Here is a 25,900-nt window from a genome sequence, read left to right on the forward strand (position 1 = left end):
CTTTCTCCCCCTTACCTTTATTCATTCAAGTTATTTTCCTTTTTTACACTATATTTGTAAGAATACCAGTTCAACAGTTCATGTCCATTGTTAAGCTCAATATCTCGTACTCTGAATTGCTTTCCAGCAAGACTCGATAAGATCGAGACCTGGAACGTTGTTAAGGATTTCCGCTTTTGAAATAGCGTGGAATGCAGCTCCATCGCCTGGATGCGTTTACGTGGTACATAAACACGTACCCTGCCTATTTGCCTAAACTGCAGGAGTGTCGTTGCTTCTTTCATACTCCAGCCTCCATCTTTGTAATGAAGGAATCCAACAAGACAAGCAATAGGAATAAGAATGAATGAAAGATAGCCTAACGGCACGAAATAACTAATCAATCCTACAGGAATGAGAACTGGCAGTGAAAAACGAAACATATAGCGATTTCTAGCCTTCACAGGTAGTGGCTTCATTTCCTGATGAACTGGTACTTCAGGTATTAGCTCCTCAAGGAATCCTTGGATCTTCTTTCGCTTCATTAGTGGAAATAAAACAGTTGAGAACTGCTCGTCTTTCCCACCACCACCTCCACTTTCTACATAGAGAGCGGCATATCCAAACGGTTGCCTTAATAATCCTTCAACCACTCGTAACGCTTGAACACGCTGGACTGGAATGGTCAGTTGACGACGTTCTAATATACCTCTTTTTATAATAAGGTCATCTTCTGTACGAGAAAGAACAAATCCACCATACTTCAGTACTGTCCCCAATACAGAAAAAATCCATGATAAGAGTAGCACGACAACCGCTCCTATAAGAATAAAGGTGAGCGTGGCATCCATCACTCGTTCAGTAACGGTTGTATAGAATTCACCCGGAAGAATATTATCTACCTGTGAACCGATAGCGGCAATAAATGATAAAAACACACCTATACCACCAGAAGTAGACGCTGCTATAATTAAGTCTTTTTTCGTTAAGCGATATTCCTTTACAGGACGTTCGATGATAGGTGAATCGTCTGTCTCTTCTTCCTGAGATTTCTTGGATTTGTATAGCTCTCTTTTCAACTGTTCAGCCTCAAACTTACTCAAAGCAGACATGACTACTTCTGGTTCACCGCCACCACCGGCAGTTTCAATCTGAACTTTTACTAAACCGAATAATCGCTGGATAACTCCCTGGGAAGTATCGATCGATTGAACACGCTCACGAGGAATGAATCGCTTCTTACGGAATATGAACCCTTGGTGTATTTGCAATTCGTTGTTTTTGATTTGGTAATTATAGAACCACCAACTCAATACGCCACTTCCTAAAGTGAATAGTAAGAAAGCACCCATAATGAGAAAGTGCCACCATGAATAACCTTCTCCACCCCTACCTATAAACACGAAGATAACGAGAGGAATTGCTACTTCTTTTAAGGAAGTCAAAAACGCCAAGAGCATCGCAACTGGATGAAGTCGTTTCTTCTCAGACATCATCTTCTGTTACCCTTGCTAGTACGGAAATTCGATCTCTTAATTCATCAGCAACTTCATTTGATAGTGCAGGTATTTCGTGGGTGGTAGCTGCTGTTGATATGGTGACAGATGAAAGCTCATATGCCCGTAATAGTGGACCTTGCCTCGTGTCGACATGTTGCACACGGACCATAGGAATTAATGTACGCTTTACGATAAGTACTCCGTGTTTTAGTTCAATTTCATGCTCACTTACTTCATAACGCCACTTTTTATAACGAAGGAGCGGTAAGATCCATATTTGTAGGGCAATGAGGATTGCCGCAACGATACATGTTACTACCAGGCTCCAAATAGGTAGAATACCCACAAAGTAATGCAAACTAAACACCCCAGCAACAATCCCTACTAGTAGGATAGATAGTATTGCACCTGTAATCTGCCATACTTTTAAACCTCTTCGATCAATTTGTTTTGAAGGATCTGGTCGCATCTCTTACCTCTCTTTCTTTACTCTCTTTACAAAAGTTATCTTCAGTTAAGTATATCACTGTTATTTTACGCTATCTATAAATGACCACTACAGTCTCCCATTTTACAAATAGAAAAAGCTTGAGCAATTTGCTCAAGCTTTTGGATCAAAACACTTTTGAAATATGGGGACGTTCTGACTCTCTCATACTGGTTATTTCCTTACATTCATGATCCCAAAGTGAAAGGATTTTTTGGTCAGCATCATAAAACGTCAAATGCTTATTCGTACATTCGATGAGCTCTACGCTTGGAATCGAATACTTTTCTTGTTTTCCTGTCTTAGAGCAAATATAAACGAGTTGATCGCTCTTACCCGTCCTTCCGTTCAGACCATGAACAATTAAACTACCGTTCCAAGAATGAATTGATCTTGGTGAGAAGTCGAGCAGAAAAGATTGTTGAACACGGAACTCTTCATCTAATAATAGAATCGTATCTTGATGTGCAGCTGAGATAGAAAGAGCAGCTATATAAATCCCATGATCTTCTACCATCATATTTATAGGAGAATAACCCTTTTCGAGCTCGATCACGTTTTTCCCATTCCCATCAAACACCGTCAGGATCGCTTTATCTTCTTCAACGCAGTAGGAGGAAACGATGAGCTTATTGCCTTTCCGCTTCAAATCACAAAAGATTCCTTTCACATGCCATTGATGGGTAATACGAGGGTCATCTTTTGAGAATTCATAGATCCACCCGTTCCATTCTTCACCTTCGCATGCGATACAGATACTATTATGGTACTCATAAAAACTAGGGCTACCATTTACCTGAAATGTGCGCAGCTGTGCGAGGCGATGTATAAACACATACACCTCAAAATGGGTAGGGGATAATTGTTTAGAAAACCAATAGTTATGGTTCGCATCTTTTACAACATTTGAATAACCTTCATCGCTCGTAATCGGTAATTTGGGTACATTGACCCTATCGATTGAATGAGCATGAGTTAAAGGGTCCTGTTCTTCGTAAGATAATGCTTTACTACCGTATGCCATTCTAAACTCCCCCTCCATAATCAGCCGCCTTTTTCAACAATAACAGGAAAAAGGTTGGATATTTACTACCGATCCTTGCTGTTAGTACTAGTGTAACATTGAATGTTATAAGGGGGTATTGGGAAATAACAATAACTTTTGACTCATTATTTGCGTTTTTCATTTCCTAGTTTCCCAACTCTTATTAGATTGAAAGGGCCTTTAGTCCCTTTATCCTTAATCTTCCAGTATTTTTATATCTGCTTTTCCTTGTTTTAGGAGAAGATTCTTGACAGTTGTTAAGAACTAGACAACAATTATACCGAATAGAACGCTGAAAGGATGAGATTCGCATGGCAACAAACCACGATGAGTATATTCATAGTCTATTTGGCACGGAAGAACCTCTACTTCAAGATGTCACCGAATCAATTAAAGGAAACGGAATGCCAGCTATCTCAGTTAAACCAGAGGTCGGTCGTTTGCTCTCCATTTTGGTCAAGATGACTCGTCCTCGACATGTTATGGAAATCGGTGCGTTAGGTGGTTATAGTGGAATCATTCTAGCTGGAGCCCTCGATAAAGAAGGATCCCTAACCTCACTAGAGCTAGAACAGTCCTATGCAACGGTTGCACAAAGCAATTTGAAGCGAGCTGGGCTTGAAGATAAAGTTAAATATGTCATAGGTCCCGCTCTTCAAAACATGGAATCCCTCTACAACGCAGGTCAAAGGTATGACTTCTTTTTTATCGATGCGGATAAAGTTAATTACCCTGCTTATCTCGATATGGCAATAAAACTCGCTTCTAGAGGTGCAATCATCGCAGCAGACAATACCCTCCAAGGGGATAAAGTTTTTGATGAAACGGTCTCAGATGAAAACGTTGAAGCAATGAGAGCATTCAATGAAAAAATGGCAAACGATGAGCGACTTGAATCTATTATTCTCCCATTATGTGATGGGCTCACGATAGGAAGAGTAAAAGAAGAAGAATGAAAGGTAATCTAGTACCAAAAAAGCCTTCTAGCATGAACTTGCTAGAAGGCTTTTCTTGTTTAAGCGAACATTATTCATTGAAAGAAACGATTGTTCTTCCGCGAACTTGTCCTTTAAGAATATCCTCTAATACCTGCGGTAATTCATCGATCGTAACTTCATTTGTCATTGCCTCTAATTGCTCGGAAGGCTTATATTCGCTTGCTATTTTGCTCCAAACTGCCGTACGCGTATCCATTGGGCAATGAACAGAATCAATACCTAACACATTCACACCTCTAAGGATAAACGGAAAAACAGTAGTTGGAACTTTTGTACCGCCAGTTAAACCGCTGACAGCGACAGCTCCTCCATACTCAAGGTTACTTAGAATAGCCGCGAGCGTTGAGCCTCCAACTGGGTCAACGGCGCCTGCCCATTTTTGTTTGCCAAGTGGCTTGAAATCTTCAGGAGCTGCTTCATCTCGCGTAATGATGGAAGAAGCGCCTAGTTCTTTCAAGTAAGGGTGTTCAGATTCTTTTCCGGTACTTGCTGTTACTTCGTATCCTTTCTTCGAAAGAATAGCAACTGCCATACTACCAACGCCACCAGTCGCACCTGTGACTAGGATCGGTCCTTTCACAGGAGTGATCCCAGCTTGCTCTAATCGGTGAACAGAAAGAGCAGCTGTAAAACCGGCTGTTCCGAAAACCATCGCCTCCTTCAGGCTTAGGTTTTCAGGAAGTGGTACCATCCACTCTGATTTCACACGAGCATACTCACTAAATCCACCAGAATGGGAAACTCCTAAATCATAGCTCGTTACGATAACACGATCGCCCTTTTTCCATTCTGGTTTATCTGATTCAACAACCTCTCCCGCGAGGTCAATGCCAGGCACATGCGGGTATTCCTTAACGATTTTACCTTTTGGATGTGTTGCTAATCCATCTTTGTAGTTCACACTAGAATAGTGAACCTTAATGAGCACATCACCAGTCGAAAGATCCTCTTTCTCCACATTCTTCACCGATACGTTCGTGTCTTCCTCTACTTTATCTACTACTAGTGCTTTAAATGGTGCCACAAAAAATCCTCCTTTGATGTCTTGATAAAACAAGAGTAGCAAAAATTATTCTGACCGGTCAAATAAATTGTATGATTTATTATATCAGACCAGTTATGTATAATAATCTGTGCAAGGAGTTGTGATAAATGAAACAAAAAGCCGAATTGAGACGACAGCAGATTATTAAAGCGGCATTTGAGGCTGTTGCGGACAAAGGGTACGAAGCTGTTACTCTTCAAGATATAGCTGAATATGCGGATGTTAGTAAAGGGGTATCGAACTATTACTTTAAGAATAAAGAAGATGTTCTCGCTCATTTACTAATCCAAATTACAGAACGAATTTATGAAAAAGAGAAAACGGCTGTCGAGATGGAGTCTTCTGCGCAAGCTATGTTACATGCCTATATCGATTCTGTGTTTGTAGGTCCATTAGAAAACGAACGATTTTTTAAGGTTTATTTAGATTTCCTCGCTCAAGCAACCCGTAATGAGCGATATAGAGAAATAAATGCGCGATTTTACAGCAATTGTGCTTCGATTTGTACATTGATACTCAACCGTGGTCTAGATGAAGGCACGTATACAGTGACTGATGTAGAAGAAGCTTCGAAAACGATCAGAAGCTTAATTGACGGATTTATGATCCAATGGTTGATGACTGGGGACAGGGATCAACATTCCACTTACAAAAAGCTATCTCTAAGTGCCATCACATCTTATCTAACCAGTAGAACGGCTTCTCAATAAGAAGCCGTTCTACTTTGTATCCATTCCAATTCTTCTCCGTTTAGACCTATCGTATAAGCTATTTTTTTACCTCTTAATTCATATCGTTCTATTTCTAAGAACAAATGGTGATTTTCCTCCAACCAGCTCTCAAGGTTATCTATTTCAATAGCAAGATGAGTGCTACCCCTAGAGTAAATAGGTTTCTTGCTTAACATTTCAATAAGCTCGATCAACACGTCACCATGTCTCAGAAAAACAAACCATTCTTCAGAGGTGCTAAACCTATCTACTTCTTTAAAACCTAACTTTTGAAAGAATGATACCGACGCTTCAAGATCTACGACTTCTATTGCAGTATGATGAAGCTTCATCTTTTACTATCCTTTAAAATTAAGTTCACGTCTCCAAACTCATGCCACAAGTACATTCGCTCAACTGCATCATTGTAAGCGTTTCTTAGTATGCTTTCAGAAACAAAGGCGGTCAGCATGTCCAAATGACTAGCCTCAGGCTCATGAAACCCTGTTAGTAAGCCATTGATCACGTTCAATTTGGAGCTAGAATTAATATATAGATTCGTCAATCCGCCTCCAGCTTTGATGTCTCTATCAAACGCTGTTTCGATCGCCCTGACCACAGTTGTCCCAACTGCTATCACTCGTCTCCCCTCTCTTTTTGCCTCATTGAGCATTCTAGCCGTCTCTTCTGGAATATGATACGATTCGAAATGGTTTGAAGGATCCGGAGACCAATCTTCTTGAAGTAAATCACTTAATCCAGTGTGAAGAGTTACGTATCCAACCTTCACTCCCATCGCTTTAAGAGCAAAGATTAACTCCCATGAAATCGCCCTTCCCGCTGATGTCATCTCTACTGATCCAGGTACTGTTCCATAAACGGTCTGATAATAGTCTAGCTCCCATGGGTATTGAATGTATTCATATCGTATCGGTTGACCGTTACGATACAACTCATTAAATAATTCCACGCCATACCTTGAGAAGGAAAGATGGACAAACGGCCCATCTGTTTTTATCACTAACGCTGTCAGTTCGTTCGAAATTTGGATGGTCTGACCGACATCTGCATGACCCTTCGAATAAAGAACTTCCCACTCACTTTCATTTAACCGTCTTGATAAACGAAAGCGAACCTTTTCGTTATTTGTTGTGCCTTCTAGTTCAGCAGGAAGCGTACGACTGTTGTTAAGGATGAGCACATCTCCCTTTTGAAAATAGTTCACAATGTCTTTAAAGTCTTTATGATCGACACTACCGTTTTCATAAAGTACCATCATTCGTACATCTCCTCTACCAGACCCTCTCTGTTCAGGGGGGATAGAGGCATGAAGCTCACTTGGCAAACGAAACGTCATACGTTGCATGTCACTCACCACCTGTGAAAGCTTGAGCTTCAAGACGTTGTCCAGTTACACTCGCCTCATCAGCCAGGTAAAGAAACACATCTGTGACAGATGATGGTGATGCGAGGTGATAGTCGCAATCAGGTACGGCGAGAGCATGCATGTCTGTATCCATCTCACCCGGATCGACTATATTAATGGATACGCCAGAAGAACGTAATTCATCTGCCCAGGTCTCCGTCAATCCTTCAAGGGCAAACTTCGATACACCGTAAATCCCCCATCCTGCATATCCTGTTGCTCCCGCAGCTGATGTCACGTTAATGACCGAACCTGTTCCTCTCTGAACCATTCCTGGCAACACCCGTTTCATCATTAAAAATGGACCTTCTGCATTAACTCTCATAACTTCTTTATATTCTTCGTGATTAAAATCAAGCAAGTATGGGATTGGGCTTGAACCCAAGTAGGAAGCATTGTTGATGAGCACGTCTATCTTGTTAAAACGCTCCTCAGTCATCGAAACAAATCGTTCGATGTCATCTTTCTCTGAAGCGTCTGCCTGCACTGCTAATACGTCTGCTCCGTTTTCTAATAAAGTAGCATGAACGTTATCTAATTCTTCTTTTCCTCTTGCGCAAATTGATAGTTGATACCCCTTTTTAGATAATGCAATTGCTAGTGCTTTCCCTAGTCCTTTTGATGCTCCTGTAATCATTACTGTTTTATTTTCCAATCCAATCATCTCCTCAACAAGTAGTTACTAATAGCTTATCGAGGAAGGGACTTCTCTGCTTCATGGAATAGAATGAATGATTGCTACGAATTTCGACCTATGTTTTTCTGAACTTTCTACGACCTAAGACCGACTTGTATAATCACGAACAGCAAGGAAACGATACTATTATTGTGAGAAGGAGGGATAAATTATGGCGAAGAAAAACAAACGTGGTATGAAGAAAGAACTTGCACAAGCTGTTGAGCATGCAAACCAAACAAACCCAACTACAAAACAAAAGGATAAAAAAATCACAGAATAAAAACCGGGGTAATCCCCGGTTTTTCACTTCAACCTAAACGTTGATCGATCAATAATCTCTATATCCTTCCTCTTCTTGATTTCCTCCATGAGCTTAAATAGTGCTTGATCCTTTTTCTTTGCTTCAATCATACAATCGATTTGAGAAGTGCTTCCTTGTACTGCTTTAAGAAAAGTGAAGAACATATCGATATCTATATAATCCGCATGACTTCGAAAGTCCTTTTCACCTTTTGGTGACGAAATGTGCATCTTCACAGGTAATGGAGATGCGTCCCACGTCGACACGACTCTCTCCCAATCTTTCTCCCAATCTTCATCGTTATGACACGCAAGATGGTGATGGTAATCAAATACGAGCGGTATGCCAAGCTTCTCACACAAATAAAGAGTATCTATCATGGTGAACGTCGTATCATCATTTTCGAGCATAACTGCATCCTGTATCCCCTTAGGAGTATACATCCAATTATGAATAAACCTCTCTAACGCTTTTTCTTTGTCATTGTATCCCCCACCCACGTGAAGGACACATCTGTGCGTCGGATCGATCCCCATCCCTTCAAGCAATCGGACGTGCATCGCTAAAGTTGTCGTTGACGCTTTTAAAGTTTCTTTTTTTGGGGTATTAAGTAAAACAAAGTGATCCGGATGAAAATCAACGCGCATCTTTTCTTGCTTCGCAAAGTCTCCTAGCGCTTTCAGCTCTTCTTTTAATGGAGAAAGGTAGTTCCAATCTTCTAAAGCTTCATGATTAGCAAGCGGGATTAATCTTGAACTAAATCTAAAGAAGGAGATATCGTTTCCCTTATTGTGTTTTAAAAGACGGAGGCAGTTCTCCAAGTTTGATTTGGCGATCCGCTCAAGCTTTCGAATTCCAGCTTCTCGATCAGAAAGCTTCTGAAATTGTTTGAACGTCATCGTTTGAGAAGGAGAACTATTCGTTAATTCCATGCTCATCGCTACATATCCTAACCTAATGATTGTCATAGTGGTCCCCCTAGAAAAGGTTATTTTCTTAGACTTTCCTAACCCTTCTATTTCATAACTGTAGGTTACAATCAATTTTGTGTTGAAGCGTGGTACAATAAACTTAATACCTTGATAAGGTAATTTGAAAAAAGGGGTAATTTCCATGGCGATTCGAATTATTACGGACAGCAGTATCGATTTTCCAGAAGACATGCTAGCTGACTTAAACGTAACGGTTGTGCCACTCAACCTTCTTTTCGGAGATACAGAATATAAAGCTGGGGTTGATATTGATACACCAACGTTTTATCAGAAACTAAAGCAATCGAAAGAGCTACCAAAGTCTTCTGCCCCGTCACCACAAGACTTCCTAACGAAGTTTGAACAATCAGAACCTGATGATAAAATACTTGTTATCTCATTGTCTAAAGCACTAAGTACCACTTACGAGAATGCAGTATTAGCCAAACAGATGTTTCACGAGGAACACCCGAATCGTGAGGTTGAAGTCATTAATTCAAACACAGCATCCTCAGGACTTGGAATTATCGTGTGTCACGCTGCTGAAATGGCTCAGAACGGTGAAAGTTTTGAAGATGTTGTTAGGGAGACAGAAGAATACACGGAAGATACCTTAACGATGTTTCTTCTAGATACGTTAGAAAATGTTATCAAAGGCGGTAGACTCGATCGAGTTAAAGGGACGATTGCCTCTGCTCTTAACATTAAGCTCCTCATGAGAGCGGCTGACGATGGTTCCCTTGAAGTGCTTGATAAAGTTCGTGGGAACAAACGTGCAATTCGTCAATTCATCCAAAAAGTAGGTGAATATGGTCATAACCTTGAAGACAAGGTAGTAGCCATTGCGCACAGTAACTGTGAAGACAAAGCTAGAGCTTTGATGGAACAAATTCAAGAACGGTACAAGTTTAAACGCGTAGTACTCTCGACTATGGGGCCTTTGATCGGGACTTACGCTGGTGAGGGCGGCCTTCTTGTTGCCTTCAAAAAAAATTAAATCACTTTTCTTTAAAGAGCGCTGTGAGCGCTCTTTTTTATTATGTTTGAAGGAAATGAATGGTCATTCAGCGAAAACAGTCATAAATGAAAAAAGTGTGGTGATTGTATAATGAAATGGAAAAGTTTGTTTGAACCGATCAACATTCGTAATTTAACCCTTCCAAACCGAGTGATGATGGGCTCTATGCACCTTGGGATCGAAGGTATTCCAGAGAAAGAAGATGCAATGATAGCTTTTTATGCTGAGCGCGCCGGCGAGAATGGTCCCGGTCTTATGGTTACTGGAGGAATTTCTGTCTCCCCCGAAGGAGATGGTGGTCATCATTTCCTAGGATTTTATCGAGATCAAGATCTTAAGACAATGAATCGTCTAACGACAAGTGTACACAAAGAAGGTGGCCGAATCGCCGCTCAACTTTTTCACGCTGGTCGCTATGCGTACTCTGAATTGACGGGTATTCCATCAGTAGCTCCCTCTCCTCTAAGATCTCCAATTCACAAAGAAGCACCAACTGAACTAAGTGAACTAGATATTCTCAACCTGCTTGAATCTTACGCTGAAGCTGGCAGAAAAGCGAAAGAAGTTGGCTTTGATGCCGTTGAAATCATGGGATCAGAAGGGTATTTAATCAATCAGTTCCTATCCCCTACTACCAACAAACGGACAGATCAATGGGGAGGAAGCTTCGAAAAGAGAACTCGTTTTCCGTTGGCCGTTCTTCAAGCAGTTAGAAAAGCGGTTGGAGATGACTATCCGGTTATTTACCGCCTTTCTGGAATGGACCTTGTACCACATTCCACTACTCACGAAGAAACGCTCGCATTTGCAAAGTTGGTAGAAGAAAATGATGCGGATCTTTTGAACATAGGTATCGGATGGCATGAATCCACGACTCCAACAATATCGATGATGGTGCCTAGAGCAGGGTTTATACAGATTGCTCTCGATATTAAGGAAGAAGTAGCTATTCCTGTCATAGGCAGCAACCGTATCAATGATCCCGTTCTCGCAGATGAACTGTTGCAAAAGCTAGATATGGTTTCAATGGCCAGGCCGTTTCTTGCAGACTCTAACTTACTACGCAAATCCAAAAACCAATCACTTGATCAGATCAATACGTGTATAGCATGTAACCAGGCCTGCCTCGACCATGCATTCGAAGGAAAAGCCGTCTCATGCCTTGTGAATCCGCGCGCGGGTAGAGAACATAAATGGGTATATAAGAAAGCTAATACGCTTAAGAAAATACTTGTTATCGGTGGCGGAGTTGCTGGTCTAGAAGCAGCTAGATCACACGCTGAACTCGGACATACCGTTGTGTTATATGAAGCAAGTGAAGCGATAGGCGGACAATTCAACCTGGCGCGTCGCATACCAATCAAGAAAGAGTTCGACGAGACGGTTAGGTATTATACAACTGAATTAAAGCGATTAGGGGTTACTGTAAACCTTAATCATAAGCCTTCTACAGAAGAACTTCTAGAACACTCTCCAGATCTAGTCGTACTTGCTACAGGTGTTGTACCTAGAAAACCGGTCATTTCAGGTGTTGAACGTGCCGTTTCTTATCCAGAAGTTCTTTCAGGGGCTGTTGCTGTAGGGAAGAAAGTCATTATTATTGGTGCCGGAGGGATTGGATGTGATCTATCCCATTATCTAATTGAAAAAGGAGAACACGAGATACTCATGCTCCGTCGTAATGGAAGAATGGGTGAAGGCCTAGGTAAAACAACAAAGTGGGCAATGCTCCAGGATTTGAAGAAACATGGTGTGAAGTTCCGTACAAACCTTCACTATGAAGAAATTACAGAGGAAGGGCTTGTCATCACTGACTCTACTACAGGAAAGAAAGAGCATATCGAAGCAGACACTGTTGTTCTTGCTGCAGGTCAGGAGTCGAATCTACCGGAAGAATACAATCGATTAACCGACAGCGGAATTCAAGTAGCTGTTATCGGGGGAGCGCGACTTGCTGGAGAATTAGATGCCAAGCGTGCCATTTATGAAGGAGCCAAAATAGCCTTCGAACCTCAATCTATTCAAACTAAACAACATCAAAAAGACGGGGCATGACGCCCCGTCTTTTTCAAATACTTTAACCTAATTTATCTCCGTTCTGAACCTTCATATCTGGTTTGATCAAGACCACACCCTTATCCCCATAAACACCTAGAACCAATACTTCTGACATAAAATCTGCGATTTGTCGTGGCGGAAAATTAACAACAGCCATTACCTGTTTTCCTACCAAATCCGACTTCTCGTATAGATTTGTTATCTGTGCACTTGATTTCTTCACGCCAATCTCTTTACCTAGATCGACTTTCAATTGATATGCTGGCTTTCTTGCTTTTTCAAAATCCACTACCTCAACGATTTCTCCTACACGAATATCAAGCTTCATAAAGTCTTCAAACGTCGCCATCACTCTACCTGCCTTTGTAAAAGGATACATAATGGCTTCGACTACTAATAAGGTTTGTCCTGCTATTACCTTCGCTTGTCGATAAAATCATGAAGTAACTCATCCACATTCCTCGCGTTTATTATCTCTTCACCTAACAAACAAGAAGAATAACGCTCGATTAACTTACGATGGGTTTCGTTTCTTTCAGTGGCATACATATCTGAGATTGTGAGAGGATATTCTGAAAAGGCTAAATACCGTTCGATTCGAATCATGTACATGACCTCATTCAGCATGTCGTAGTATTCTTCTTTTGAAGGACAATTCTCTATTCGACTCTCAATGGATTTTAAAAGTTGTTGTTTACCTGACCGAATTGATTCTTTCGCTGGTAGGATAAACGGTGTGTCGCCATATAAAACAAGTTGCTCAAAAAACGGAGCAACAACCTCTCTTTCTCCACTCAGCGTACGTTTGTACTCTTCTAATGTTCTACTTCTAAGATCGATTGACACGCCAGGAAGCTCTGGCAAATAAGGAGGCTTCGCAACCTCTTGATGATAAAAACACCACAAATCCAAATCTGCATAGGGACCCGCTTCCCCTCTTGCGAAACTTCCCGTTATGATGACCCCTCTAAGGGCTGGAGTCTTTAATCGATCCACTAACCGCTTTGCATATGTAGCAAACCTTATAGGCGTAATCTGCACATTCAACATAGATTCCTTCTCCTTTATTAACGAGACCCTAAGAAGGAGCGAGCGTGTGATGAGACTGGTCCGTTCCATTTATTAAAAACTCATATACTTTTTGGATCACATCTCCCTGGTCATCACCATGACAAATCAGGTGCCTTGAGCAGTCCATAACATACATTTGTTTATCTACAGAACCGATCGTTTGATAAATGGTGTGTGCTGTTTTACAAGGTACCATACTATCTAGCTTCCCTTGTAAAATCAAGGTAGGTACCGTTACGTGTTGGAACGAGGGTCTTAATTGACGAACGAGCTTTCTAAATTGAAGCGAGGCTTGAAACGGTGTTACTTTCATTTTATTTTTATATCGAATAAATAGCTCATTTTGGGCTAGCTTTCCTTTCGTAGTATCTAAAACCATCTCAGCTATATCTTTCACCATTTGAGAAGGATGAATATACTTATAAGCTGCACTCAACAAAACAAGTTTATCAATTTTATATTTTGTAGCAAGGTATCCTGCTAACACACCACCCATTGAAAATCCTACAAGGTAAATGGTGTCACACGTTTCCACAAGTTCGTTTAGCTTCTCATCCGCTGTATCGATCCATTCATCAAAGGTGACACCATGTAACGTTTCATCCTCTCCATGTCCCGGTAAGGTTGGAACAGAGATCAGCCAGTCCGTATGTTCTTTAAGGTAATCTGCAAGTGGGCCTACCTCATACGGCGCCCCAGTAAATCCATGAATCAACATACACCCTATCATGTTCAAAACCTCTTCTTTCACAAATCGTTTGGTACTATTATTCTACCACCATATATGGTGCACCTGTGAAGGAATGAGTATTCTCTTATCTTCTGAACGAAACTTTTGGGCGAAATTGTGATTGTTCTTTTGTACCCTCTTCCCTTAATGAGCTTGCACAATTTGGACAAATAATTGCCTTAGATGGAATCGCTGTACAACAGAGTGGGCATTCCTTACGTGTCATTGCGTTAATTGGATCTTGTCCTGGTCTTCGCCAACGATTCAGCTGGCGTACTACAAGAAAAACAGCGAAGAAAATAATCATGAATCGAATAGCAGTGGATAAGAACACCCCATAATTTATCGTTGCTGCACCCGCTTCTCTAGCTTCTGATAATGAAGAATAGTAGTGCCCATTCAAACTTATATATAATTCAGAGAAATTGATTCTAGCTAATAGAAGTCCTATAGGTGGCAGAATGATATCTGTAACAAGAGAGTCAATAAAGGTACTAAAGGCTGCACCAAGTACCATTCCTATCCCCATATCAGCTGCACTACCCCTTATTGCAAACTGGCGAAATTCGTGTAATAGCCCCATCAAAACCCACTCCCTTTACGAACTCTACTCCATTCTTATGCACGGGTTATACAAGCTATGATGTCTTTCGTATTTGAATCTGCTGGAACAAAAAAGACCATCGATATAAAATCGACAGCCTTAGAATTTACTTATTTGATTCGATCCATCTTGTGAACGTCTCTTCAGATTGACTACCTACAACTCGATCGACTTCTTTACCATCTTCGAATTTTACAACAGTTGGTGTACTTTCTATTCCATAGTCAGGCCAGCCTTGTTCGAATTCGAGAAGGTTATATTTCTTAAGGTCGATTCCCATCTCTTCTGCAAGTGGGACTAGGACTGGTGAGGTGTTTTGACAGTGAATACAATCAGGACTATAGAAATAAACAAAGACGTCCTCTTCATTCGAGAGTTTCTCTTCTAACTCTTCTGGCAAAATTTGATTTTGATAAAGAGGGTCATCTAACTGATCGATCGTTCCTTGCTCTAGTGATTCTTTCCCATAAGGGTTATCTTCACTTTTCTCGCTATTAGAATAATTAGTAATGAAAGCTAACGCACCGAATAATACGATGATGATTCCAAGGAATATAATGATCTTCTTCATATTCTTTCTTCCTCCTTCTTCTGCATCGCCAATATGACCATACAAACACTGATGATTGTAAATCCGATTAAAGCTAAGAATGGAATCGTTATAAATCCAAATCCATTTATATATTCACCTGTACAAGGTACTCTCCCGCATGCCGGGGAGGACTCTGCAAAAAATGAAGTTTTCTGAATCAAGTAATGATAAAGAGAAACGCCCGTCCCAATTAGCGAGATAGGAAGAACATATAGCCATTGTGCTCCATCTTTTTTTACTGCTGCAATTCCTAATACGATTACTAGAGGGTACATCAAAATTCGTTGATACCAACACAGCTCACATGGCTCGTACCCCAGGATTTCTGAGAAGTACAAACTACCAGCCATAGCTACGACCGCAGCTGCCCAGGCACTAAACAATAAGTATTCTTTCTTTTTCTCATAACTCATTCAGGTAACCTCTCTTAAAATAAATAATGGTGATCTTATCTATCGCTCTTACTGTTCCCACCTATAGCATACGTGAAATGTATTCCATTGCACAACTTTTCCTATCTAACGTTTGATAAGTTGTCACAATCCAAAAAAGATCCTGCTGATCATGAGCAGGATCTTACACATAAAAATAGCTGCCAGTGCAGGCAACTATTTCGGAAGGGGGAACTTCTATTTCTTCTTGAAATGAACATGTCGGGGAACACAATTCATTATCATTTCCTTATATGATAATGATAATCTTTATCAATTAAAAAGTCAATAACCTTTTCTCATTGTTAATTGAGGTGTTTTTTCTATCATTTGCGTACTTCTATTTCGCAAATATCCACTCTTCTTAGCTTCCAATCTTAGAATGAATGCAAATGTAACAAACGATGCAAACAATATCACAAAAAACAATAACAGTTGCACTGTTTCTACCATTATTCCACCTCTTATATCTGAATTTTCTCTTATTATATCATCGGTAGTTGATAATGAGAAGCATTTTCAATAAAGAAGATGTCAGAATATTAAAGTTGTGCAAACGGTTTTATTTTTCTATGATAGGAGTGGTACGAACTACAGTTATTCAGGAGGTTTATTTATGCAGCGCGTTAACCTAGGAGAAGATTTATCCTTTTCACGTATTATTCACGGCCTATGGCGTCTTGCAGACTGGAATCAGTCCAGCGAAGAAACGTTGTCACTAATTGAACACAACCTTGAGCGTGGTATTACAACTTTTGACCATGCAGATATTTACGGAAGCTATGAATGTGAAGAACTATTTGGGCAGGCTCTCTCTCTCAAGCCTTCATTGAGAAATAAGATGGAAATCGTAACGAAGTGTGGAATCGTTCTCGAATCCCCTAACCGCCCTTCTCATACATCACACCATTACAACACGAGTAAAGAACATATCATTGCTTCAGCAGAACAATCGTTGAAGTCACTTGGCACTGACTATATCGATGCGCTACTTATTCATCGTCCCGATCCGTTTATGGACCCTGAGCAAGTCGCAGAAGCGTTTTCAACGCTACAAAAAGATGGGAAGGTAAGACATTTCGGCGTATCGAACTTCAAACAACATCAGTTTACTATGCTTCAATCGTATGTCGACCAGCCACTCATTACTAATCAAATCGAACTCTCAGCATATAACCTAGAAAATTTCGAAGATGGTACACTAGACCTTTGTCAGGAAAAACGAATCAAACCTATGGCCTGGTCACCTCTCGCTGGTGGTAACGTGTTTACCTCAAACGACGAGAAAGCGACGCGCTTACGCCAGACTATTGAAAAAGTTGCTTCTGAAATCGGTGCGGAAGGAATCGATCAAGTGCTTTACGCATGGCTTCTTAACCATCCCGCTGACATTATGCCGATCGTTGGCTCAGGAAAGACCAATCGAATCGATAGCGCGATTGATGCTCTTTCCTTATCATTAAACCGCGATCAGTGGTTTGAAATTCTCACTAGCTCAATGGGACATGATATTCCATAACATAGCGAAAAGCGTCCGGACGACCTCGGACGCTTTTCATTATTCGTTAAACAAACGTTTGATTAACATCTATGATCTCTGACTCGTCACAACACTAGATAGTGAATATTTCCTACTTCCCGTTACCGCTAAGATGATAGACAATCCAAGAAGGGACAGTGGAAATTCAAAGCCTCCGATTAAGCCCATTGGAAGCTTCGCAAGTACGATAGCTCCTACCATTGTCATTCCAAGAATAATTGCAGAAGGCACAACGAAGATTCCAAGAATAAGGCTTGCTCCACCGATTGCCTCAACTATTGCAGTAACATACGCTAGCCAAGCTGGCTGACCAATCTTTTCAAATATTGCGATGGTATTTTCGATGCCAGCAAGTTTCTGGATTCCATGAGCCAACATGATGATTCCTAAAATCAAACGACCAGCTAATAAGCCCCATTCTACTCTTCCACTCATGTTAAAACACCTCATTTTGTTATTTCCTAGCTAACGATGTGTTTCAATCAATGGATCACTTTTATATCCAAACAAATCAAGAAGCCTTCTACGGGACTTGTTTATCGATCATATCAAAACTTGGAATCAATTCAGAAAGAGGCACAATCGTAGATTCTGTTTGGTAAACAGGAATGTATTCATTTAGTACTTGCACCATTTTCTTTCCCGCTATCCCTACATGGCCGATCGCGATATGGTTCTCATCGTCATTTAGAAGCCTCTCGAGTTCTCTTGCTTTCTTGTTCATATGGCTTATCGTGTAAATATCATCGAAGAAAAGCTCATTCTCTAAGTATGGTACTCCTATTTCATTAGCTAGCTTCGGAATAACGCTCTTGTCTGTCGTTCTGCTATCCAGATAATATAACCCCTTTTCTCGACAAACGTTCAAAACGATTCTCATGACGCGTTCATCGGCAGTTGCTTTTGAACCCATATGATGATTCATACCAACCGCATAAGGAACGTCGTCGATCGCACGTGTAATTCTTTTTCTTATTTCTTTATCACTAAGGTTTGTCGTGATGGCACCTGGACCAAGCCAGCTAGCCTTTCCTCTTAGTGGTTCCATAGGGATATGTACAATTACTTCATGCCCCTTTTTGTGAGCAAGCTTTGCATCTTCTTTTGTAGTTGGAAGAAAAGGCATAATTGCTACGGTTAGAGGAACGGGAAGATTGAGCATTTCCTCCGTCCCCCCCATGTTGTTCCCAAAATCATCGATTACGATTGCGAGCTCAGAATGGCGACTTTTCGCTACAGCTTTTTCAACATAAGGGTGAGACCATATCGCATTCATGATGATTACCGTAAGAAACAAAATCTTCATCGACCGAACCTCCTTTTCATTAAAATTCCCACCTTCACTAAATTCATGAGTGAAGGTTTCCCTCAAGATGTTTTCTCGAAGGTTTTGAAGGGCATAGTAAAGATAGACTAGTGAATTCGCACGTAAAAGGAGAGGAAAACATGGAAAAAAGATACATCAGAGAAACGCTTGTGGTAAAAACAAGCCACGTATTCCCAGAAGCTACAAACAATCACAATACTCTCTTTGGTGGGCAATTGATGCGCGATATCGATGACCTCGCGTCAATAGCTGCGATGAGGCTTTGTCGAAGTGAGGTCGTAACAGCGTCCACTGACTCTGTCGATTTCCTTCATCCCATCACACCAGATGACTCAGTTTGCCTTGAAGCATATGTATCCTATACAGGTAAGTCATCGATGGAGGTTTTCGTCAAAGTAATAGCGGAGCATCTCTTAACAGGTGAGAGAAAGATTGCTTCAACAGCATTCCTAACTTTCGTTGCGCTTGATGAAAATAAAAAACCATTATCCGTTCCTCAAATCATCCCTGAAACGGAAGAAGAAAAGAATCTTCATAATACTGCCCCAGCTCGCGCTGAAAAAAGACGAGAACATCGTCAGGCAAGTAAAGAACTCGCAGGACTCTTAACAACAAAACGACCATGGGAATAACAAAAGCGACGTCCTATTTAGGACGCCGCTTTTATATTAGAAACTGATGACATCATATCCGATCAATAGCACGATTAGAAGTAAAGCTGCGAATGCGATCCAATGTGTTTTGGTTGACTCGGACCTTTTTCTTCTACCTACGATCATTTCCATCACTCCAATTAGAGCGATTGCTATGATACCTTTGAAAATATATAGAAGTGGAAATGATCCCATTGTAAATTGAAGAACGATCATACCCGCTCCTGAAATAATCATAATTAGATAAAAAAGCCTTTGAATCATTAGAGAAATGTTCTGCTTGTAAGCGAAGAAGCTAACGAATAATAAGAGCACAAGAATTGCCCATGAGCCTGCGTGAGACTGATAAAAAATATTATACATGTGTGTTCCCCTTCCCATCCTTTATGGATATGACATAAGTGTCATATCCTAATAGTAGAATTCTATTTCCATCGACACAAGCCCTATTATGAAAAGATAACAAATTTATCATATCTTCCTCACTTAAAAGCCCCCCTGACTCGTAGCCAGGGGGGTTACATGTTACGAATGTTGTGGAGCTGGATTTTGCACGTCTTTCATTGGCTTTTCTTTCTTTTCCCATAGAATTGTCAAACTAATTAACGTTACGAGGATCGTAGCACCCATATCTGATAAGATTGCAATCCAAAGAGTAAGGAGACCTGGAATCGTTAGCAGCAATGCAATAAGCTTTAAGCCAAGTGCTAGAGCGATATTTATTCTAATTGTGCGGTTCACCCGCTTCGCAATCGAAATCGCTTCAGGTAACTTACCAAGGTGATCTTGCATCAACACAATGTCCGCTGTTTCGATCGCACTATCCGTTCCTTTCCCCATCGCAATTCCTAAATCAGCTGTAGCGAGAGCAGGAGCATCATTGATACCATCCCCAATCATCGCTACTTTACCTTTTTTCGTAAGCTCTTTAACTTTCTCCACTTTTTCAACAGGCATCAACCCTGCAAAAAATGAATGGACTCCTACTCGTTTCGATACCTTTTCGGCAGTTTTGTGATGGTCACCCGTTAGCATCACCGTATTTTTGATTCCAGAAGAATGTAGTGCGCTCATAACCGATTCACTCTCTTCTCTGATTTCATCAGAAATCCCAAAAACACCAAGAATTTTTGTGTTATCTGCCACTATCACGAGCGTTAGTCCTTCTTCCTTCATCGAAGCAATCGTGGATTGAACGCTGTATTCAATCTCGATGTCCTCTACACTTTTCTCATTTCCAACTTTGTATCGTTTTCCATCGATTATGGCAACAATTCCTTGTCCGGCAATCGTCTCGAGTTCCTCTGCTTCTAATTTACGGACTGGGAATTCACTCACCTTATCCATTATGGCTTTTGCCAACGGATGTGAAGAATGTTTCTCAACCGCTGCAGCTACTGTTAAAAACGTTTCGTGATCAAACGACTCATATTTTTCTACATAGGGTCTTCCCTTTGTGAGCGTCCCCGTCTTATCAAATGCTAACGTATCGATCATCCCTAGCTGTTCTAAATAGACTGAGCCTTTTATAAGAATGCCATTTCGAGCATTTCTTGTTATGCCAGAAATATTAGCGATCGGAGAGGAAAGGATCAGTGCACATGGACACCCAACAATTAACACCGCTAATCCTTGATAAAACCACTCACCAAAATCAGCATTTAGGAAGACTGGCGGAACAATCATAACGAGCGCTGAAATTGCCATAATAATAGGGGTATAATAGCGAGAAAAACGGTTGATAAACTGTTCTGTCGGCGTCTTCGTTTCCTGCGCTTCTTCAACAAGGTGGAGAATCTTTGCAAGGGAGGAATCTTTATAGGCCCTCGTAATTCTAATTCGCAACACCCCTTCATTATTGATACTCCCGCCAAACACACCTTCTCCAACAGCTTTTTCTACTGGCATCGCTTCTCCTGTAATCGCAGCTTCATTTACCGAACTATTTCCAGACTCAATTACGCCATCAGAAGGAATTTTGTCCCCAGATCGAACGAGTACCAAATCATCAACATGTAGCTTTGAAATAGGAACAGTTTCTTCTACACCATTTCGAATGATGACTGCTTCTTTCGGTGCGATTTTTAGAAGTGAAGCCATCGATTTTCTAGCTTTCTGCATCCCTAGACCTTCTAAGTATTCGTTTAAGCCGAACAGTATGGCAACGAGAGTACCTTCCTTCCACTCTCCAATCGCAACTGCACCGATCAAAGCAATCGTCATCAGCGTTTCGATATTAAATTTCAATCGGATTAAGTTCTTTAACCCTTTTATAAACGTTTGATAACCACTTAAAATGATTGCAGCAAGATAAAATGGTATTGCTGTAAAACTACTCATGCTATCTACAAGGAGAGCAAGAATAAATACACCAGTCGCAATCCCAAGATACATTTTGATAGAAGAAGGATGTGAGTGACCTTCGTGCTCGTCTTCATCATCACTCTTCACGAGTGAAGCATTGTCAGTAGATAGGATTTTCTCTACTTTATTGAGGTCAACTTTCTCATCAAGCTGGATCTTTCCAGAATTGTATTGAAGTTGAGCTGTTTCGCCATTGTCTAACTTTTGGATTCGCTGCTCCAAATCAGCAGCACAATTGGGGCACGATAAACCCTTTATGCGATACTCTTTCATCTCGGTGTACACTCCTTCGTTAGGAAGCTCACATCATTATATTCAGTATATGAGCATGTGTTCATATATTATATAGTTGATTTTACTGAACATTTCTCAAGATGTCAAAATAATTTATGAACCAGTTTAATATATGTAATTATCAAAAGTATGCCCATGGTTGTGTATAACAACAACGTTCGGTAAAGAACACGGCCTTTGACTTTTAAAATAATTTCACACCAAGCAACATAAGAGAGCGAGCCAATCGCAATCCCTGTAAGGATCCCGTTCACCGTATAGGAAGGGGCAAAGTTAGACCCAAAAGCCGCAGATAATACAAGGACAAACGAAATCAAACTAGCAGCGAGTATTGCATACAAACTCCTTAGCCCTGTAATACTCGTGAATAAAACCAAAGCTACTCCTTCAGGTATATGATGAATAAAAAGTGCTAAAAGTAACACCGTTCCGAAGCCATCACCATTACCATTGATTCCAATTGCTATTCCAACAGGAATGCTGTGCGAAAGAAGTGCAAGAACAAAAGCAATCAGGGGCACATATTTATTATGTACAAGATAGTTGTGAAATCTCGATTCTATTAGCACGAACAATAGAAAAGAAAACGAAGCTCCTAATGAAATCGCAATGATATCAAACGAGTGCATACTTTCTGGAACTAATTCAAATAAAATGACGCCGATAAGCATACCACCACATAGCAAATAAAGTTCTTCTATTCGATGGGAATAGAAGCCATACGCCCCTCTCCCAGCAGCCGCTCCAATAAGTAAACCACTTAATCCAACAAGAAAAAGATTCGTTAATAAGGAAACCACCATTTCTCCCTCCTTTTTAGGGCCAAGTATATGACCCGTCCACTAAACTATATGAGAGAAATAAAAAAACAGAAGAAAGGTTACCCCATCTTCTCTTCTGCTTAACTCCAAATTAACTTCTTTCGATCGGCAACGTCATACAGCGGATGCCTCCGCTACCTTTTTCAAGTTCATCGACGTCTACTTCTATTAACTTCTTCTTTTTTAACTTCGGATGACTTTTCAAAATCTTCTTATTTGCTTTTGTGCTGATCAACAAAGTTTCAGGATTAAGATTTAAGAAGTTGATGTCTGCTACTGTGTGAGTGATTTCATCTGTCCAGACAACTTCATATCCATGTCGATTCAAGAATGCTTCCATCATCATGTATATAGACGTATCTTCCATGATAATCTTCACTGGGAAGTATCTCATATAGCTTTTAGCAAGGAAGACGTCTTCTCCCACAACATTGCAGTTCATATCCATGTGGAGTGTATCTCCTCTTCTTGGTAGATCGATGACACCTATTTCTGAAAAACCTGCTTGAAAAACCTGCTCTTTAATCGCTTCTATACTATCGATACTTGTCCGTAAGCCGGCATTAATAAAAACGGCATCCGAGTTCAATATCATCGCATCCCCAAACTCTAATGCTTTTGATTGATTATTACCTTTGATGGAAAACGTCTTCTCATCAAACCAATTCTTAAAGAGCAGATGGGATGTCACATATTCTGGTCTCCTCATCGTCGTACCTGCTTCACCAGGAACGATATGATTTCCAAAGACACAAGCAAGGTCCCTCACAAACACACGGTTGATTAGCTCCCTATGTAAGACTAGATCTTCCTCCGAAAGATACGTATCATAGTTCACAACGTGTACTCCCTCGCCCTTCAATCCATTTACCATATTTTCATGATTCTCAATTGCTTTTTCATATTTTGCGGGAGCTTCCCACTGAACATAGGAGGCAATATCCTTATTAGGCACATCCAATGAAGATGGAGAACAAACAACCACACTCTTTAGCTCACTATATTCATTCCAACAATTAGGATGTAGATTCATGTTAGGCATCCCCTTCTAACCGATTTATCCTATTACTATCTCCTCTTCAAATCAAATCATTCATCTCCCCCGAAAGGACACATATTCCTCATCGATCCTTCTCAAACTATGTATACAAACAAATGGGGAGTTATGCGAATGAGGAAACAGACGCGATCTGAGAATCTTTTATGGTGGCAACTATCTTTGATAGGTGTTGGATGTATTATCGGAACAGGGTACTTCCTTGGATCTAGTATTGCGATTCAAAAGGCGGGCAACGCCGTCTTGATCGCGTATGCATTAGCTGGAGTAGGTACGTGGTTTGTGTTTCAAGCTCTTGCAAAATTAACAGCTCATCAGCCTGTAAAAGGCTCATTCCGAACATATGCAAAGCACGCGTTCGGAGAGTGGGCAGGATTTAGTAACGGCTGGGTTTACTGGTCATGTGAAATGCTTATTATGGGGAGTCAACTGACGGCCCTCTCAATTTTTGCTCAATATTGGTTTCCGAAAACTCCGTTATGGATATTCGCTGCTGTCTTTGCAATTCTTGGCCTCTCAATCATCCTTATGGGTGTTCATAAAGTCGAGCAGATGGAAAACGTGTTTGGAGTCATGAAAGTAGCAGCTATCGTTATGTTTTTAATAGTAGCGATAGCTGCCATAACAGGATTAATCAATCCAATTGAATCGTCAAAGAATACTGGATCGCCACTATCAGATCTTTTTCCAAACAGTGGCATAGGTTTATGGACTGCGCTTCTCTATGCGTTTTATGCATTTGGCGGTATTGAAATTATGGGGCTGATGGCAGAACACTTAGACAACCCGAAAGATGCCCAAAAATCTGGGAATATCATGCTACTCGTCTTATCTTCCCTTTACTTGCTGTCTTTCTATTTTGTATTAAAGTTGAATTCATCAACAGGCATCACTCCTGATGAAAGTCCATTTTTAACAGTTCTGATAGCGTATAAGCTACCTGTATTTGTACCGCATGTTTTTAATAGCATTCTTATCATCGCTGGATTTTCGACGATGGTGGCTTCTCTTTATGCTGTTACAACCATGCTATTAACATTGGCTGAAGAGGGAGACGCTCCAAAGCTTTTTACTCAGAAAAAGGAAGATAAAGTCCCGCTCCCGGCTTTCGGTCTTACCACTTTCGTTGTCGCCATTTCGATTATCATAGCATTGTTACTACCAGGCAAGATTTTTGAGTATCTCACCACTGCAGCAGGACTAATGCTTCTATACAACTGGATTTTCATCCTGTTATCATATCGTAAACTAATGGAGCTATCGGTACGAACTCAAATTGGAGTATGGATTGCCTTCCTACTAATTTTCTTTGCTGTAACCGGCACTTTATTTGATAAAGTAAGCAGACCCGGCTTCTTTGTAAGCATAGGATTTATTATTCTCATCGCTCTGGCTACTGTCATTAAGCTAAAAAGAAATCGTTAAAAATGAAAGTTCTTTAACTTCTTTTTCATGGCCATGAATGGACACTTAGACATAGTGGTGTCTTCTTCATCTAGAAAGTACTGTTTCCATTCATAGTTATCCTGTGCTCCATACCACTTCAAAGCAGAATGGGGTTTTATCCCATCATATTTAACAAGTCTGTTTCGAATGACCTTCTTTAACTTTTGTCCAAGTGATGTGGTAGCATTGATTTCATCAAATACCCATCTTGGTTGAAAGGCTAGCATGAAATAAGGAAAACTACGACTTTTCCGTAAGCGGTGTGCTGGTGTGGCACAAAAACAAAAATAAGGCTCTCCATCAAAACAAAATTCCCAAGCCTGGTTATGTGGATCCGTCGGAATGTCTTCTGGCCATTCTGCTTCATCTCGTTGATGAACTTCGTTTAACAACGTCCAGAACATGTCCTGATATTCCTCGATGCTTTTATCTTCATGACCCTCAAAGAAGACAACTAAAGAAGCATACTTTCCGGTTTGCCGAGAAACCTCTCCATACTTTTTTAATAATGAAGCAAGTTGATCATATGACTTCTCTTCGGAAGGAGGTTTCGCAAATCCAAACCGTAGAGAGTCTTCTAAGAAGCCCATCTTTCCAGGCACACATGGATAAGGGTCAGATTCGTCACACATCATCGTTTCGAACTGTTGATAAGCATCCTTCTCCCAGTCCGCTAAACCTTCGCTATTTTGGTCAATCATACTCTTTGTATATAAAGTCATCATCTTCCCTCCCAAAAGCTACACACGGTATC

28 protein-coding genes are annotated in these 25,900 nt (G+C 40.6%); 7 read left to right on the forward strand and 21 right to left on the reverse strand.

All coding sequences use genetic code 11. The features are described from left to right. Nucleotides 1–17: 17 nt before the first annotated feature. The 3 genes from LCM09_RS19685 to LCM09_RS19695 form a co-directional block, all read right to left on the reverse strand. The gene (locus LCM09_RS19685) at nt 18–1,475 is read right to left on the reverse strand and encodes a PH domain-containing protein (protein WP_224885344.1); all 1,458 of its coding nucleotides are present in this window, start codon (nt 1,473–1,475) and stop codon (nt 18–20) included. Continuing rightward, the gene (locus LCM09_RS19690; protein WP_224885346.1) at nt 1,465–1,947 is read right to left on the reverse strand and encodes a PH domain-containing protein; all 483 of its coding nucleotides are present in this window, start codon (nt 1,945–1,947) and stop codon (nt 1,465–1,467) included. The genes LCM09_RS19685 and LCM09_RS19690 overlap by 11 nt, the downstream gene beginning before the upstream one ends. A gap of 145 nt (nt 1,948–2,092) precedes the next feature. Further along, entirely contained in the window at nt 2,093–2,989 is an 897-nt protein-coding gene (locus LCM09_RS19695) for a hypothetical protein (protein ID WP_224885348.1), read from the reverse strand. A 332-nt stretch (nt 2,990–3,321) separates the two neighbouring features. On the opposite strand from LCM09_RS19695, the gene LCM09_RS19700 reads away from it, so the two are divergent. After that, complete coding sequence (locus LCM09_RS19700; protein ID WP_224885350.1) at nt 3,322–3,966, forward strand: O-methyltransferase; 645 nt, start codon at nt 3,322–3,324, stop codon at nt 3,964–3,966. Nucleotides 3,967–4,036: 70 nt separating this feature from the next. On the opposite strand, the gene LCM09_RS19705 is transcribed toward LCM09_RS19700, so the two are convergent. Further along, nucleotides 4,037–5,032, reverse strand: a complete 996-nt coding sequence (locus tag LCM09_RS19705) for an NADPH:quinone oxidoreductase family protein (protein WP_224885352.1) — start codon at nt 5,030–5,032, stop codon at nt 4,037–4,039. A gap of 128 nt (nt 5,033–5,160) precedes the next feature. On the opposite strand from LCM09_RS19705, the gene LCM09_RS19710 reads away from it, so the two are divergent. Continuing rightward, the gene (locus LCM09_RS19710) at nt 5,161–5,763 is read left to right on the forward strand and encodes a TetR/AcrR family transcriptional regulator (RefSeq protein WP_224885354.1); all 603 of its coding nucleotides are present in this window, start codon (nt 5,161–5,163) and stop codon (nt 5,761–5,763) included. Here LCM09_RS19710 and LCM09_RS19715 read toward each other — a convergent pair. The 4 genes from LCM09_RS19715 to uvsE form a co-directional block, all read right to left on the reverse strand. After that, entirely contained in the window at nt 5,757–6,116 is a 360-nt protein-coding gene (locus tag LCM09_RS19715) for a VOC family protein (protein ID WP_224885356.1), read from the reverse strand. The two genes, LCM09_RS19710 and LCM09_RS19715, sit on opposite strands and share 7 nt — an antisense overlap. Continuing rightward, nucleotides 6,113–7,129 (reverse strand): S-adenosylmethionine:tRNA ribosyltransferase-isomerase, encoded by a 1,017-nt coding sequence (locus tag LCM09_RS19720; protein ID WP_224885358.1) that lies wholly within the window; start codon nt 7,127–7,129, stop codon nt 6,113–6,115. The genes LCM09_RS19715 and LCM09_RS19720 overlap by 4 nt, the downstream gene beginning before the upstream one ends. Before the next feature lies 1 nt (nt 7,130). Next, on the reverse strand, nt 7,131–7,844 hold the full coding sequence (locus LCM09_RS19725; RefSeq protein ID WP_224885360.1) for an SDR family NAD(P)-dependent oxidoreductase: 714 nt from the start codon (nt 7,842–7,844) through the stop codon (nt 7,131–7,133). A 327-nt stretch (nt 7,845–8,171) separates the two neighbouring features. After that, complete coding sequence (gene uvsE / locus LCM09_RS19730) at nt 8,172–9,137, reverse strand: UV DNA damage repair endonuclease UvsE (RefSeq protein WP_224885362.1); 966 nt, start codon at nt 9,135–9,137, stop codon at nt 8,172–8,174. 145 nt (nt 9,138–9,282) lie between these two features. On the opposite strand from uvsE, the gene LCM09_RS19735 reads away from it, so the two are divergent. Together LCM09_RS19735 and LCM09_RS19740 are read left to right on the forward strand one after the other, a co-directional pair. Beyond that, complete coding sequence (locus LCM09_RS19735; protein ID WP_224885364.1) at nt 9,283–10,137, forward strand: DegV family protein; 855 nt, start codon at nt 9,283–9,285, stop codon at nt 10,135–10,137. A 111-nt stretch (nt 10,138–10,248) separates the two neighbouring features. Beyond that, nucleotides 10,249–12,213, forward strand: a complete 1,965-nt coding sequence (locus LCM09_RS19740; protein WP_224885366.1) for an oxidoreductase — start codon at nt 10,249–10,251, stop codon at nt 12,211–12,213. Nucleotides 12,214–12,235: 22 nt separating this feature from the next. On the opposite strand, the gene LCM09_RS19745 is transcribed toward LCM09_RS19740, so the two are convergent. From LCM09_RS19745 to LCM09_RS19770, 6 genes are all read right to left on the reverse strand, one after another. After that, entirely contained in the window at nt 12,236–12,565 is a 330-nt protein-coding gene (locus tag LCM09_RS19745) for a tRNA-binding protein (RefSeq protein WP_224885413.1), read from the reverse strand. A 65-nt stretch (nt 12,566–12,630) separates the two neighbouring features. Then, nucleotides 12,631–13,266, reverse strand: a complete 636-nt coding sequence (locus tag LCM09_RS19750) for a nucleotidyltransferase domain-containing protein (RefSeq protein WP_224885368.1) — start codon at nt 13,264–13,266, stop codon at nt 12,631–12,633. Between the two features lie 28 nt (nt 13,267–13,294). Continuing rightward, nucleotides 13,295–14,017 carry an alpha/beta hydrolase gene (locus LCM09_RS19755; RefSeq protein WP_224885370.1) on the reverse strand — a complete coding sequence of 241 codons (723 nt, stop codon included), beginning with the start codon at nt 14,015–14,017 and terminating at the stop codon, nt 13,295–13,297. Between the two features lie 85 nt (nt 14,018–14,102). Beyond that, nucleotides 14,103–14,600, reverse strand: a complete 498-nt coding sequence (mscL, locus tag LCM09_RS19760) for a large conductance mechanosensitive channel protein MscL (protein WP_224885372.1) — start codon at nt 14,598–14,600, stop codon at nt 14,103–14,105. Between the two features lie 127 nt (nt 14,601–14,727). Next, nucleotides 14,728–15,192: a thioredoxin family protein gene (locus LCM09_RS19765; protein WP_224885374.1), complete on the reverse strand. Its 465-nt coding sequence runs from the start codon at nt 15,190–15,192 to the stop codon at nt 14,728–14,730. Continuing rightward, a complete protein-coding gene (locus LCM09_RS19770) occupies nt 15,189–15,626 on the reverse strand; it encodes a disulfide oxidoreductase (RefSeq protein WP_224885376.1) in 438 nt (145 codons plus the stop codon). Before LCM09_RS19770 ends, LCM09_RS19765 begins: the two co-directional genes overlap by 4 nt. Nucleotides 15,627–16,260: 634 nt before the next feature. Between LCM09_RS19770 and LCM09_RS19775 the strand changes: the two genes are divergently transcribed. Then, nucleotides 16,261–17,163 carry an aldo/keto reductase gene (locus LCM09_RS19775; RefSeq protein WP_224885378.1) on the forward strand — a complete coding sequence of 301 codons (903 nt, stop codon included), beginning with the start codon at nt 16,261–16,263 and terminating at the stop codon, nt 17,161–17,163. A 69-nt stretch (nt 17,164–17,232) separates the two neighbouring features. On the opposite strand, the gene LCM09_RS19780 is transcribed toward LCM09_RS19775, so the two are convergent. Beyond that, nucleotides 17,233–17,619, reverse strand: a complete 387-nt coding sequence (locus LCM09_RS19780; protein ID WP_224885380.1) for a DoxX family protein — start codon at nt 17,617–17,619, stop codon at nt 17,233–17,235. Nucleotides 17,620–17,707: 88 nt separating this feature from the next. After that, entirely contained in the window at nt 17,708–18,490 is a 783-nt protein-coding gene (locus tag LCM09_RS19785; protein ID WP_224885382.1) for a divergent polysaccharide deacetylase family protein, read from the reverse strand. Between the two features lie 140 nt (nt 18,491–18,630). On the opposite strand from LCM09_RS19785, the gene LCM09_RS19790 reads away from it, so the two are divergent. After that, complete coding sequence (locus LCM09_RS19790) at nt 18,631–19,143, forward strand: acyl-CoA thioesterase (protein ID WP_224885383.1); 513 nt, start codon at nt 18,631–18,633, stop codon at nt 19,141–19,143. Between the two features lie 36 nt (nt 19,144–19,179). Here LCM09_RS19790 and LCM09_RS19795 read toward each other — a convergent pair whose 3' ends face one another. The 4 genes from LCM09_RS19795 to LCM09_RS19810 form a co-directional block, all read right to left on the reverse strand. Further along, nucleotides 19,180–19,527 (reverse strand): DUF1516 family protein, encoded by a 348-nt coding sequence (locus tag LCM09_RS19795; RefSeq protein WP_224885385.1) that lies wholly within the window; start codon nt 19,525–19,527, stop codon nt 19,180–19,182. 162 nt (nt 19,528–19,689) lie between these two features. Further along, nucleotides 19,690–21,801, reverse strand: coding sequence for a heavy metal translocating P-type ATPase (locus LCM09_RS19800; protein WP_224885387.1), 2,112 nt, complete (start codon nt 21,799–21,801; stop codon nt 19,690–19,692). A 104-nt stretch (nt 21,802–21,905) separates the two neighbouring features. Continuing rightward, complete coding sequence (locus tag LCM09_RS19805) at nt 21,906–22,625, reverse strand: ZIP family metal transporter (RefSeq protein WP_224885389.1); 720 nt, start codon at nt 22,623–22,625, stop codon at nt 21,906–21,908. Nucleotides 22,626–22,734: 109 nt separating this feature from the next. After that, entirely contained in the window at nt 22,735–23,676 is a 942-nt protein-coding gene (locus tag LCM09_RS19810; RefSeq protein ID WP_224885390.1) for an arginine deiminase family protein, read from the reverse strand. Nucleotides 23,677–23,814: 138 nt separating this feature from the next. Here LCM09_RS19810 and LCM09_RS19815 point away from each other — a divergent pair, with 138 nt between their 5' ends. Continuing rightward, entirely contained in the window at nt 23,815–25,125 is a 1,311-nt protein-coding gene (locus LCM09_RS19815) for an amino acid permease (protein WP_224885392.1), read from the forward strand. Here the strand turns inward: LCM09_RS19815 and LCM09_RS19820 are convergent. Beyond that, the gene (locus tag LCM09_RS19820) at nt 25,122–25,871 is read right to left on the reverse strand and encodes a YqcI/YcgG family protein (RefSeq protein WP_224885394.1); all 750 of its coding nucleotides are present in this window, start codon (nt 25,869–25,871) and stop codon (nt 25,122–25,124) included. The genes LCM09_RS19815 and LCM09_RS19820 overlap by 4 nt on opposite strands. Between the last annotated feature and the right edge of the window lie 29 nt (nt 25,872–25,900).

Source organism: Guptibacillus algicola (assembly GCF_020171805.1).
Lineage (GTDB): Bacteria > Bacillota > Bacilli > Bacillales > Guptibacillaceae > Guptibacillus > Guptibacillus algicola.